The sequence below is a fragment of the Mycobacterium sp. genome, assembly GCF_035623875.1.
Taxonomy (GTDB): Bacteria; Actinomycetota; Actinomycetes; order Mycobacteriales; family Mycobacteriaceae; genus Mycobacterium.
This window is the reverse complement of the sequence record NZ_DASPSP010000205.1, coordinates 1-12,735: the sequence shown is the minus strand read 5'-3', so window position 1 is coordinate 12,735 and position 12,735 is coordinate 1. Positions and strand designations below refer to the sequence as shown.

10 protein-coding genes and 3 pseudogenes are annotated in these 12,735 nt (G+C 64.2%); 8 read left to right on the top strand and 5 right to left on the bottom strand.

The features are described from left to right. Positions 1–906: SPFH domain-containing protein (locus VEI45_RS17320; protein WP_324855377.1), on the bottom strand; the 906-nt coding region annotated here is incomplete at its 3' end. A 3-nt stretch (positions 907–909) separates the two neighbouring features. Continuing rightward, a complete protein-coding gene (locus VEI45_RS17315; protein WP_324855375.1) occupies positions 910–1,350 on the bottom strand; it encodes an NfeD family protein in 441 nt (146 codons plus the stop codon). Positions 1,351–1,670: 320 nt separating this feature from the next. Here VEI45_RS17315 and VEI45_RS17310 point away from each other — a divergent pair, with 320 nt between their 5' ends. Together VEI45_RS17310 and VEI45_RS17305 are read left to right on the top strand one after the other, a co-directional pair. Beyond that, positions 1,671–1,955 (top strand): hypothetical protein, encoded by a 285-nt coding sequence (locus tag VEI45_RS17310; RefSeq protein WP_324855373.1) that lies wholly within the window; start codon positions 1,671–1,673, stop codon positions 1,953–1,955. A 272-nt stretch (positions 1,956–2,227) separates the two neighbouring features. Next, the gene (locus VEI45_RS17305; RefSeq protein ID WP_324855372.1) at positions 2,228–2,974 is read left to right on the top strand and encodes a peptidoglycan-binding domain-containing protein; all 747 of its coding nucleotides are present in this window, start codon (positions 2,228–2,230) and stop codon (positions 2,972–2,974) included. A gap of 95 nt (positions 2,975–3,069) precedes the next feature. Here the strand turns inward: VEI45_RS17305 and VEI45_RS17300 are convergent, their stop codons facing one another. After that, positions 3,070–3,417 (bottom strand): VOC family protein, encoded by a 348-nt coding sequence (locus VEI45_RS17300; protein ID WP_324855369.1) that lies wholly within the window; start codon positions 3,415–3,417, stop codon positions 3,070–3,072. A gap of 66 nt (positions 3,418–3,483) precedes the next feature. Between VEI45_RS17300 and VEI45_RS17295 the strand changes: the two genes are divergently transcribed. Next, positions 3,484–4,533: an ABC transporter permease gene (locus VEI45_RS17295; RefSeq protein WP_324855367.1), complete on the top strand. Its 1,050-nt coding sequence runs from the start codon at positions 3,484–3,486 to the stop codon at positions 4,531–4,533. Positions 4,534–4,536: 3 nt separating this feature from the next. Next, positions 4,537–4,653 (top strand): annotated as a pseudogene (locus VEI45_RS17290) (glutamine ABC transporter ATP-binding protein); the annotation flags it as partial. 293 nt (positions 4,654–4,946) lie between these two features. Here VEI45_RS17290 and VEI45_RS17285 read toward each other — a convergent pair. Then, entirely contained in the window at positions 4,947–5,759 is an 813-nt protein-coding gene (locus VEI45_RS17285; protein ID WP_324855365.1) for a GTP cyclohydrolase, FolE2/MptA family, read from the bottom strand. A gap of 578 nt (positions 5,760–6,337) precedes the next feature. On the opposite strand from VEI45_RS17285, the gene VEI45_RS17280 reads away from it, so the two are divergent. Next, entirely contained in the window at positions 6,338–7,636 is a 1,299-nt protein-coding gene (locus VEI45_RS17280; RefSeq protein ID WP_324855363.1) for a phthiocerol/phthiodiolone dimycocerosyl transferase family protein, read from the top strand. 457 nt (positions 7,637–8,093) lie between these two features. Beyond that, entirely contained in the window at positions 8,094–9,515 is a 1,422-nt protein-coding gene (locus VEI45_RS17275; RefSeq protein WP_324855361.1) for an adenylate/guanylate cyclase domain-containing protein, read from the top strand. Positions 9,516–9,839: 324 nt separating this feature from the next. Here the strand turns inward: VEI45_RS17275 and VEI45_RS17270 are convergent, their stop codons facing one another. Continuing rightward, on the bottom strand, positions 9,840–11,480 hold the full coding sequence (locus VEI45_RS17270; protein ID WP_324855359.1) for an FAD-dependent oxidoreductase: 1,641 nt from the start codon (positions 11,478–11,480) through the stop codon (positions 9,840–9,842). 400 nt (positions 11,481–11,880) lie between these two features. On the opposite strand from VEI45_RS17270, the pseudogene VEI45_RS17260 reads away from it, so the two are divergent. Next, positions 11,881–12,327, top strand: a pseudogene (locus tag VEI45_RS17260) (ABC transporter permease); the annotation flags it as partial. Between the two features lie 234 nt (positions 12,328–12,561). After that, positions 12,562–12,735, top strand: a pseudogene (locus tag VEI45_RS17255) (LuxR family transcriptional regulator); the annotation flags it as partial.

Here is a 12,735-nt window from a genome sequence, read left to right as displayed (position 1 = left end):
GGAGGCTTCGCGGGTGGCCGATGACTTGGGCAGCGCCTGGGTGAAGGCGCGGGACACGTCTTGCAGGGCGGAGGTGACCTCGCTTGGAATTACCCAGAACGTGTTTCCCGGGCCCTGGGCCAGCTGCGGCAGCATCTGGAGATACTGATAGGCGAGCAGTTTGGGGTCGGGGTCGTTGCGGTGCACGGACTGAAATACCTCGTCGATAGCGCGGGCCTGGCCCTCGGCCTTGAGGATCGCTGCGGTCCGGTTGCCCTCGGCGCGCAGGACGGCGGCCTGCTTGTCGCCCTCGGCGGTGAGGATCTGAGACTGGCGTTGGCCTTCGGCGGCCAGGATTGCCGCACGCTTGTCGCGCTCGGCCCGCATCTGCTTCTCCATCGCGTCCTTGATGGATTGCGGCGGGTCGATGGCCTTGATCTCTACCCGGTTGACCCGCAGCCCCCACTTGCCGGTGGCCTCGTCCAGCACACCTCTGAGTTGGCTGTTGATGGTGTCGCGGGAGGTGAGTGTTCGCTCCAGGTCCATGGACCCGACGACATTGCGCAGTGTGGTGACCGTGAGCTGTTCGACGGCTTGCAGGAAGTTTGCGATCTCATAGGCGGCTGCGCGCGCGTCGGTCACCTGGAAATAGAGCACAGTATCGATCTCGACGACCAAATTGTCCTCGGTAATCACCGGTTGCGGTCGGAACGAGACCACCTGTTCTCGCAGGTCAATCATCGGATAGACCCGGTCGAAGTAGGGGATGACGAAATTGAGGCCGGGCTGCAACGTGCGGGCGTAACGGCCGAGCCGTTCGACGTTGCGGGCACGCGCCTGGGGCACAATGCGCACCGCCCGCAGCACGGTGACGGCTACAAACAGCGCGATGACCAGTCCGGGGATAAGAGAGAGTGCGGTTTCCATGGGTTACTCCCGGGGATACACGAGTGCGGTGGTGCCGCTGATCTCCAGCACGTCGACGGTCGCTCCGGCGGGTATCACCAGGGTTTGGTCGTAGGCGCGGGCCGTCCACTCCTCGCCGCGGATACCGCCGATGCGAACCCTGCCGTCCAGCCGGGACACCTCTGACACGACATAGGCGGGCTTACCGATTAATGCTTCTACGCCGAAACGATCGAGCTGGGGCCGGAGCATGTGCCGACGGACGATGGGGCGGATGAGCAGCACCCCGACCGTGGCGGTGACTGTGAACGCAAGGAGTTGGACAGGAACGGGTAGTCCGAGTGCGGCGAAGCCCGCGGTGATCAGTGCAGCGACACCGAGCATCCCGACCGCTGCAGTGATAGTGAGCATCTCGACCACCAGCAACACTACGGCGATGATCAACCAGATCAGCCATGCATCCATGCGGCGATCCTCCTTGAACATTCGACGGATGCGCGGGCGGGATGACTGTTACTTCCTCCATCGTGTGCGGTAGGGCACACCCTTACATTATGTCCCCCAAGCCATGCTGGCGCCGCATTGCGTTTCCGGATTTCGGCAAAGCGGTGACCGGTGTTAGCGGGTGCGAGCGCATCCGGGCGAGTCCGCGCCGGCCAGCTGTCGCATCGCCCGGCACTGCGGTGCGGATTCGCCGGCGTCGCTTTATGCCGCTTGCTGGCCGTTGGCCGAGGTGTATCTCGGATGTGACCTTCCCGCGACTGCGACGAAGGACGCTGATCTTCATGACAGCGCTCGCGGTTATCTCCGCGCTGGTGACAGCACTGTGCATCGGCTACCACTTCGGCCGGCGCGCTGGCTCGACGCCTTCAACCTGGAGGAAGCGAACGAGTCGGGTGGCGCTAAGCAAGCTCGCGGTCAGCCTGTTCGTGTTGATGACTGTGCGTCGCATCCGGCAGAGCTTCCTGGCCGAGCGCGTGCTCCCTGACGCCGCAGCCGTGTGGAGAATGAAATTTGTTGAGCCGCTTCAGCTTCTGCGGGTTAGCTTTGCGCGTTTGCGGCTCTATTGATGGGTGCGCCTACAGTGTTTGATGTCATCAACACGGCAAAGGGCCGGACTTCAGAAAGGCCATAGAGCGATTGGCGCCGTAATCGCTTTGCGGGGACAGACACACAGGTTTCCGTCGCCGGGGACCGACTTCCCGCAATGCGCAAGGGCTTTCATCCTCGACGCCGAGAGCGCGACGCGCTTACCATCAGCCGCACCCCTTCTGAGAATCGGAGCGGCACCTCCAACGCCGGAGTCCGCACCCACATCCGGTACCGACCCAAGGAATACGTAATGGCCATCCTGCGACGCAACGTCGAGTTTGCCTACAGCATCGCGAAAGCACGTGACAACAAAGCCTACCGGTACGGCGGTTGCTGGGTCGCCGACGACGTCTGGAGGACCACAGACTGCAGCGGGATCGTCACCCACATACTTGACGCACTGGTGAATGGCACCAGAATGACATGGTCGCGGCATTACCTTTGCACCGAGTCGTATCGGTACGTCGGGGGCCCTGGCTCTAAGGGACCCTTCGGCACAATCCGCGTCGCCAAGCCCGGTGACATTCCCGACGACGCGGTGCTGCGAATCGGCTTGGTGCACGGCCCGGGAGGCGGGGACGACTCCCACATGACTTGCACACTTGATGCCGAGTACAACGTAGCTATCGAATCGTCAAGCAGCCATGGGCAACAGGTCGGCGGTGCCGCCCGCGGCTACGACCACCCGATCTTCCATGACTGGTTTTACCTTCCTGGGCCAATCACCGACGACAAGAAGAAGGTCAGCCACTACCCCGTTTACCCGAAGCAACTCATACTCGTGCGGCTGGGGTCAACAGGTCCGCGTGTGCGAGAGTTGCAGAAAGTCCTCAACAGAGACTATCCGCACTACTCCGACCTCCGCGTGGACGGGCAGCATGGGCCTCAAACCGAGGCCGTCGTCAAGGAATTCCAGCGGCGCGCGGGCCTCACAGACGACGGTGTCGCCGGCCCGGCGACCTTGGTCAAGCTCGGCCTGCCAACCACGACGGACTGATCCACGAGGCGTTGAGAGGTCGCCGGCGCAAGCCGGCGGGCTTCACGGCCACCTGCTCACCCTTGACGGGGGAGCGCTCCACCGGTGTGCGCAAGCTATTCCGGCTGATTCAGCTCGAGCAAGTTGCCGAACGGATCGTGCAGGAAGGCTTGGTGCCCGGCGCCCGGGGTAAACGGGACCCGGTCCACCTCGACGCCTTGCTCTTGCAGGTCGCTGATGGCGGCATCGATATCGTCGACTCGGATCGCAAAGTGGTTTGCACCGAGTGGCTGGGTGTCGGATTCCATCAGGTGCACCTGCTGGCCGCCGGCGTCGAGCCAGTACCCGGGGCCGAGATCGGGGCGCGGCAGCTGCGCCATGCCGAGCACGTCCCGATAGAAGGCGAGTCCCTTCTGCGCGTCGGCGACGCAGATGGCGACATGGTGTACACCGGCTGGCTTCATCGCTCGATTCTGCCTCATGTAGCAGACTTTGCCCGGGAGACAGTGGACGGCGGTACCTTCGTGCGCATGCTGTTGGCGGCCCTGCGTGACATGCAATGGCGAAGGCGGCGCCTCGCCATCGCCGTCGTCAGTACCGGACTGGTTTTCGCGATGACGCTCGTTCTGACCGGCCTTGCGAACGGCTTTCGGGTGGAGGCGCAGCGGGCCGTCGACTCCCTGGGCGTTGACAGGTTCGTGGTCAAAGCCGGTGCTAACGGACCGTTCCTGGGTGCGACACCATTCGCCGAGGCTGATCTGGCCCGGGTGGCCGCTGCGCCCGGTGTTGCGGCCGCGGGCCCACTGGCCACCGCGGATTTGACGATAAAGGAAGGGACATCAACGCGAAACACCACAGCCTTCGGCGCGCTGGAGCACGGACCCGGCATGCCGGTTGTCTCGCAAGGACAAGCACCGATGACACCTGACGAGGTTGCGGTGTCGAGCACGCTGGGCCAGCACGTGGGCGACAAGGTCCAGATCGGTGCGCAGACATTGCGGATCGTCGGCATCGTGCCCAACTCCACCGCACTGGCGAAGAGGCCCAACATCTTCCTGACAACCGAGGGACTGCAGCAACTGGCGTACAACGGGCAGCCGCTGGTCACGTCTATTGGGGTAGTCGGCGCACCGCGACAGCTCCCGAACGGGTACCAGGCCCTCGATCGAGCGGCCGGTGTCGACGACCTATTGCGCCCAATAAAGTCCCCCGCGGGTGCGATCTCGATCATGGCCGATTTGCTGTGGATCGTGGCGGTGCTGATCGTCGGATCATTGGTGTACCTCTCCGCGCTCGAGCGCCTGCGCGACTTCGCGGTGTTCAAGGCGATCGGCGTGCCGACGCGGTCGATCCTGGCGGGGCTCGCGCTGCAGGCGATCATCGTCGCGCTGCTCGCGGCGGCACTGGGCGTCATCCTTGCGCAGCTGCTGGCACCGTTGTTCCCGATGACCGTGGTCATGCCGATGCGTGCATACCTGGCACTACTGGCAATCGCGATTGCGGTCGGTCTGCTGGCCAGCGCCGCTGGGCTGAGGCGCGCTGTGGCGGTCGATCCCGCGCTCGCGTTCGGAGGTCCCTGAGCGGTGGGCGATCTCAGCATCCAAGACCTCGTCGTCGAGTACTCCAGTGGTGGGTACGCGATCCGGCCCATCAACGGTTTGAACCCCGATGTGGCTGCCGGATCGCCGGTGATCCTGCTCGCCGTCGCCGCCGGGCTAACATCCCGGATCTGATGCGCCGCGGTAGACCGCGGCATCCTCGATCTCCACCCGGGAATGGTCCGGCAGGGCCGCGACGCAGCCAATCGTGATGATCGCGGCAAGGACGATGTAAATCGAGATCGAGTAGGGCGATCGCGCTGGGCCGCCGGCGAGCAGCGCGGACGCCAAAAGCCTTGTTAGAGCGTCAGGTTCGATTCCCGGCTGCTCCACAGAGAAAGCCGGCTGGCTAGAGCCGTAGGTTCGGGCCAGTTTTCTCTTTCATCAACATCTCATCAGACGATGACGACACATCGGAGGGGGTATTCGAAGACGCTCTCGTAGTTCACGATCTGGCAAGTGACCCTGGTAGCCGTCGGGAACTGGGCCTTGGTCTTGTCGGCGATCATCCGGAGTGCATCCTCTGCGAACACCGCGCGGTGGTGGATGGCGGTGACCGCGTCGGCTTCACCACGCCGCTTGTACAGCTCCCGCACCGGCCCGCTGGCCGCGCCCTCTCCAACGGCGAGCAGGTCGGCCAGGGAACGACCGGCCACGGTCGTCAAGTCCCCGGTCACGGTGATTTCCAGGTCGCAAACCTGATTGTGGGACGGATGCTCGCCGACGTTGTCCATATCGTCACGGTCGAAGGCGATCGCACTCTGGGCTTGGGGACAGGCCAGGCACACTTTGAATGCGGCGCCCCAGGTCACCTCGGTCCGCTCTGCCGCCTCGATCCGACAGATCTCCTCGATCGGCTTGAACCCGCCGTCGTGCGCCAACACGATGGTGGCCCGCGCGTCCACCGACCAGGACGCGGCGCCGGGCACCGCGCCGCGCAGCCGCTCGAAGATGCCCTGGACGTAGTCGAGCACGGTCGGCTGTGGACCTGACCGGTCGACGCATTCGATCAGCCTCGACATGTGCGCGCCACGCTGGTGGGCATACAAACCGACCGAGATGTCCATGACGACCATCGCCGCACTGTCATGCTCGTCGATCGCGACGATCCGCTTGACCCCGACATGTCCAACCGAATGCACTGGAATGCAGATGTCCGGAACTTCCGAATGTAGGTCCGGCAGCGCACCGCTGTCCTCACGGGCCATGCTGTTCCACCTCTCCGACTCGTCACCGTCAACCAATGCGCCATCAACTGTGAGTAGCGAGTCGTAACCACCGAGTTCGAGAACACCCCGGCACTCACGGTGCGCAGGCAGCGTGGCCGATAGGCAACTATCGACTGAACATGTCACGAGTGTGATGCGGGATCGGTTCACTCGTGAGACGGAGCGGCTCCACTTGCGGGCTTGAGAACGAAACCGCAGGTAACAACGGGAACGAATCGGAACGAGACGTAACGAACTGGCAGCTCACAGGGCAAAAGCCCTGTTAGAGCGTCAGGTTCGATTCCCGGCAGCTCCACCAATATGTTGGCGCTGACAACGATCATGGTTGCAATTGCTGCCTGCCTGCGGTGTATCTGGCTACGGACACGGTTGACTCAGGACAGGCGTTTGTGGGTACCGCATCCGCACGGCAACCCGAACCCACCCACTGGCCCCGACTTACCGGCACACGACAAACCTGTGCAGAACATTGCTTCGTCAGCCGCGCTCACCGGATACTAAAGACCCGCACGGAGCCTCAGGCGAAACGCCCCGTCGGGCGTGGACGAAGGAGGTAGATGACCTCGGGCGCTGCTGAGCCGCGTGCGATCCGGACGTTGTCGCCGATCGAGAGCTGGCACGCCGCGCGCTCGATGACAATGTGGATGTCGGTGCGACTGCGCGGAAGGTTGGACTGTTCCGCGCTTGGCGGCGCGTTGCGGTTCCTGCAGGACGCTTATCCCGTGTTGCGATGCCGGATCCGGCTCAGCGATGCCGGTTTTCTCCTCGTCTCGGAGGGGGAAGCGGAGCCCGCGCTCTCCGTGCGTGAGGAGGCGCTGCCGGAGATCCCCGCGTTGTGGCCGTTGCCCGAGGGGAAAAGCTTAGTTGCCGTGGACGTCGTCTCGGACGGCGCCGAGCATTGGGTATCTTTCGGGCTCCAGCATGGGGTCGCAGACGGAAGACTGGCGGCGCATTACTACTACTGGTTCTGGACGGCATACACACAGATCACAACCACCGGCATAGCCCCGATCGCTGCACCGGCCCCGATTCCTCGGGCTCCAGAGGAGCTGCTGCGCGAACGCGGGGTGGTGCAACTGGACCACAGCGGCGTGGAGCGGCTCGACGGCGTGGTGTGGGGCGGCAAGGCGCGCAGCAGCACCGCCAGGTTCCCAGTCGAGAACCAGCGGCGGATCTCTCTCGACCAGCAGACCAGCGCCGCGCTGCGGCGGGCGGTCAGGACGCGGGGTGTGTCCATGAACGGCGTGGTGTGCGGGGCGATCGTGAAAGCGGAGCGTTCGCTGGTGGCGGCGCCGGAAGACGAACCGGTCGCGCTCGGCCTGAAATGCGTGGTGGACTTCCGTTCTCGGGTCGATCCGCCGATCGGGATCGCAGAGGGGACCAATTGCTTCGCCGCCGCGTACTCGCGCTTGGTGGTGAACGCGGCAAGCGACCCCGTCGACATCGGCCGCCGCGTTGTCAGCCAGTTGAACGCCGACGTGGCGAGCGGGCTCGTCCAGCAGCAGACCTACCACACCCTCGCCGATCTAGGTCGGATTGGCGCCCCCGCCCTCTTCGTCACCAACGTCGGCGAGTTCGGCAGCTTCCCATTGCCGGATGGGCTGGTCGTCGAGAATCTGTGTGGCTGTATGGAGGTTGACGACGCGCCGAGGGAGCAGGTGCGCTGGGCGCTCGGGGAACAGGGCGTCCCGCTGGGCTGGGCGTCCGGGTACGAGGTGAGCAGTTACGACGGCCAGCTCATCATAGGGGCGCGCTATCCGGCCGGGTCGTTCTGCACGGATGAAATCGACCGGCTCGCGGTGGAGATCGACGCATTGCTGCGCGGCGTGGCGAACGCGGAGCGCAACACGAGCTGAATACTCGAGCTTGCCGCTCTCAAGTGTGCCGCTTGGGGTGAAGCGCACCCTTGTCTACGGGTTAGCCGACGATGACCCTTGACGCCGTCAAGGACCGAAAACGAAACCGCAGGTAACCAACGGGAACGAATAGGAACGAGACGGAACGAAACGGCAGCTCCGGAGGTGAAAGCCCAGGTTGGTCGTCAGGTTCGATTCCCGACAGCTCCACAACAGAGGGCAGGTCAGGCCGAAAAGGCCTGGCCTGCTTCATTCGAGTAGCCGACTACTCTAGGCAGTAGCGCGATCGCCGGCCAAGCTCAAGTGCATGCCCTTAGCGTCCGCCGGTACGACGCCGCCACGATTGGACTCGGCGGACGGGCGCGTTTCTGCCGAGGCACCGGTTGACCCTCTGCGGTATGCGACCTTTAGGCGCTGGATTTGGGGCGCCGTGTTGGTCAGCGTGTCCGGTGGCGCAATGGTTTTCATCTTCCTGTTCTTCGCTGCGCCTATTCTGCTGAGCCCGGCCGCGACGGATCGGCTTCTTTTGCGGGGTGGGACGGCGCTGGCCGTGTTCGCGTTCGTTATCGTGCCAGTGCTGATACGCGTCCGCAAAAACCGTTATGCGATGAGCACCGTCTGGCTTCGGCAACGCCGAAAGCCGACGGACCGGGAACGACGGATGACCCTCGGTGCACCGGGTGAAGCAGTTCGCGTTTCTGCCCTGACATGGGGTATCGGTGCTGTTTTCTTCGCGATGTTGGGAGCCACCGAATCGGTTTCGGCCGCGGCATACATCTTCAGTGCAGTGATCTTGGGCGGCATCACCACGACCGCGGTTTGGTATCTGATCGCCGAGCGGATCATGCGGCCGGTGTCGGCGCGCGCGCTAGACGGTGGGCCGGCCGGTCACCGCTCCGGGCCGAGTATTCAGCTCAGACTGGCGATGGCGTGGACGCTGGCGACGGGGGTGCCGCTCCTCGGCGTCGCAACGCTGGCGGTGGGTTACCTTGCGAACGTCGGATTCGAGCCGCATCGAACATTGACCACGATCCTGGGTCTCGTCGTGGTAGCGCTCGTGGTCGGGTTGTTCACGCTTGTTGTCGCTACGCGGTCTGTCGCCGAGCGAGTGGGGGAACTGCGCCGCGCGCTTGCCCGGGTCCAGGCCGGCGACTTCGCGGCGCGCGTCGTCGTCGACGACACTAGCGAGATCGGGCGCTTACAGGTCGGTTTCAACGCAATGACGGCGGGTTTGGCTGAGCGTGAACGCATTCGAGAGGTGTTTGGGATCTACGTCGACCGCGATGTTGCCGAGCACATCCTGGAGGGCGCCGCTCTGCAGGGTGACGAAGTGGAGGTCACGTTAATGTTCGTCGACGTCCGCAGCTTCACTACTTTCGCGGAACGGCTCCGTCCGATCGAGGTCGTGGCCGCTCTCAACCGGCTCTTTGAACGGATTGTTCCGCTGGTTCACCGGCACGGCGGACACGTCGACAAGTACGCAGGTGACGGACTTTTCGCGGTTTTCGGAGCGCCGCGGCGCTATGTCGACCACGCTGATCGGGCATTGAGAGCCGCGTTGGAGATCTCGGACGCGGTGCGCGACGAGTTCGGGACGACGCTGTCAGTGGGGGTCGGGTTGAACTCCGGACCGGTGGTGGCCGGCAATGTTGGCGGTGCAGGACGACTGGAGTTCTCAGTGATCGGCGACGCCGTTAACATCGCGGCGCGCGTCGAGTCGGCTACCCGTCAGACGGGTGATTTGGTTTTGCTGACGGGTCAGACGCTGGCCTTGCTTGACGGAGATCACGGCGAGTTCGTCGCGCGGCCAGGGCTCAATCTCAAGGGGAAGACCGCACCTGTGGAGATTTATGCGCCGGCGGTGGCGTCGGGTCGGTGAGAGTGAGCGGTTCCGGTGTTTCCGCAGCTCAGAGCCAAATCTTGTGGTTGCGACATCAGGTGCAGGCGACGCGCTCCCAGCGGATGTGGCCCTGGAACGGAAAGCGGTTCTTGTTGACGCCGTCAACGCCTTTCGCGTATACGCAGGTCGTTTCACGTACTTTCATGTCGTTTAGCGTCGTGAAATTCAGCGTTTCCGCAGGTCGACTTGCTTTTTGCAGCCGGTTCGATTCCCGGCAGCTCCATCAAATGCCCAGGGCGGCGGCCCTCTTGATTGCCGAGAACTGGGTGAATTGGTCGAGCCGGATGCGCAGATCGGCTGCGGCTACCGAGAGAGCTGGAGGTAGCGATGCACGAGCGCGATCGCTATGCCGCCTTCACCCACGGATGCAGCCACGCGTTTCACTGATCCGGAGCGAATATCGCCGACCGCGAAAATCCCAGGGGCGCTTGTTTCGAGTGCGAACGGCTCTCGATCGGCGTCCCACTGTCCCGCCTTCATCGCGTCGGTCCCCGTCAGGACGAAGCCATGCTGGTCGCGCAAGATGTCCGGGGGCAGCCAATCAGTCGCCGCTTCGGCACCGATGAGGACAAAGAGCACCTTCGCATCCCGTCGAGTTGTCATGCCGGTACTCCGATTGATGATTTCGATCGCCTCGAGTTGTTCGTGGCCGTGCCCGGCGACAACTTCGGTTCGCGTTTCCACCCGGATGTTCGCTTTCGTTGCGATCTGCTCGATGAGGTAGTGAGACATGCTCTCGGCGAGCGACTCTCCCCGCACGAGGAGCGTCACCGATCGCGCGTGGTTGGATAAGAAGATCGCGGCTTGACCGGCCGAATTGCCCGCACCGATCAGATACACATCGTTTCCCTGCGTCAGACCGGCGTCGCTGCGTGCCGCGCCGTAGTAGACACCCGAGCCGACGAATCGATCGACCGAATCGACCCGCAGGCGTCGCCACTCCACGCCCATCGCTAGAACGATCGACTTCGTTCGCAAAATGTCGCCTCCATCGAGGGTGACCGTCATGTCGGCGGGGTCGATGCCTTCGACCCGACGGGTCACCACGATTTCGGCGCCCAGCCGATTCGCCTGTTGTAGCGTCCGGCTCGCGAGCTCGTCACCCGAGATGCCGAACGGAAATCCCGTGTAGTTCTCGATACGGGTTGAGGTGCCGGCCTGCCCGCCGGGGGCGAAGGATTCGATCAGTCCAGTCTGCAGGCCTTCGGAGGCCCCGTTGACCGCCGCGGTCAGACCCGCCGGCCCGCCGCCCACAATCACCACATCGTAGTGCGCCCGGCTCGGCTCGACCGTCAGCCCAGCGACAGTGGCAACGGCGCGCATCGTCGGAGTAGTCAGTCGCGTGCCGTCGCGCAGCACAACCAACGGATATGCGGTGGCGTTGTCTCCGGTGCGTGCGAGAGCCGCCGGATCGTCGGGGTCTAGCCGTTCGTAAGGAATCTGATTGCGATGGAGGAAGCTGTCGCAGTCGTGCACTCCCGGGTCGACGCGCGGGCCGATTACGAACATTGCAGGCTCGCGTGGCTGCGTGGTGGCGTTTCTGAGCATCTCTATGCGTTCTAGTGCGGCGGCACCGACCGTTTCGGAGACCTGGGGGGCCATCGCGGCGAGGGTGTGGAACACCTCGACCGTCACCTTCAGCACGCGGGAGGGCTCGACGGCTCGCATGCTGGCGGGCAATGGTGTACCGAGTGTCATCGGGATCTCGCCTCCGACTTCGCCCGGAAGCCGGACCCCAATCACCTGCTCGACGCCGTTCACCAGCTTCGTCAGCTCGGTCCTTCCCTCGACTACGATCGCCAGGGACCGGGTCTCGCCCTCATGGCCTACGTACTCCCCGGGGATGAGGCGGATGTCCTCCACGGCGCCGGCAAGGTACTCCAGTTCTTTCTCCCCCAGCGTCGAGAAGAGCGGAATCGTGGCCAGCTCCTCGATAGTGAACATGACTGCCTCCTAACCTCTTTCGCGGGGGAGCCGCTGATTCCCAAGACCGGCTTCGCCTGCGGTGTCGAAATTTTCGATGTAGGAATCGTCCACCGCACACCCATGGCGGGACATGAGGCATCCGCCCCAAAAATGTTGGGGATCGACGTCGGCTGGCGTACGTTCGGCTGCTGTAATAGTAAGAGTCCCTGGACGCGTCGCCGCCTTGCAGCCGGGTTTGACGCACCCGCAGGCCCCGAGAAATCCTCGCCGTGGGGGAAGAATCGGACGTCAGGGACAAGACCGCCCCGGAGACATCCGCGTCAAACTTCGCCATCCATGCGCCGACGCCGTCGGGGGAGAACACCTCGTCCCATGCCGCGTACAGCGAGACACCCGGCGGCCGTCTCGGGAAGTCAGCGCGCTCGGTCGGCTCCCCGCAGTCGGATGGGACGTGTACGCCTCCTTGTCCGTGACGGTTGTGATCGAGGCGACTTCGGCACTGGCCCTCGGCCTGCTCGCGTCGGCGGCGGTCTCCAACGCCGCGCAGGCCGCCCTCGCCCTGCCGATGCTCTGCTTCCCGCAGGTTCTATTCGGTGGCGCCATAGTCCCTGTTGACCAGATGGCCACCCCAGGACGCCTCATGAGCCTCGTCCTGTCCAACCGCCACGCATTCGAAGCATTGGGCCGCGACCTGGATCTCGACAGGTACACCGCGACGCTGCCGGCCATGTCCGCCTACCGCGACACCTTCCACGGAGGCACCGGCGCCGCTCTCCTCGCGCTCGCTTCGTTCACCGCTGCCCTCACTCTGGCCACTGTCTGGGTACTGGATCGGCGGTCCCGGCCCGGCGCGATCCGGCGATGACGATTCAGCAGCATCCGTGGGACAAGTGCTGTTAGACGACGGTGATGCCCCTTGGTCAGAGCGCAACGCGCGTTTCGCCACCTGCCCTCGGCACCGCGTTCAGGCTCGCTCGACCTGGGGGCAGCGGCAGCCGATCAACGCATTTCGCGCTCGAAACGTGGTCGGACAACCAGTGTCGCGAGGTCATCGGCTCGTCTGCCTGACACCGCCCGTCATCGGCGACAGAATCGGCGGATGGGGTCGCGACCGACTCGGGCCGAACTGCTCGCCGCATTGTCGGTGGCGATCGACCTCGGGCTGGGCCAGCCGACCGAGCACATGCTGCGCTCCGCCCTGATCGCCACGCGCATCGCCGATCGCCTCGGCCTGAGCGAAGACGACCGCGACTGCACCTACTACGCGACGTTG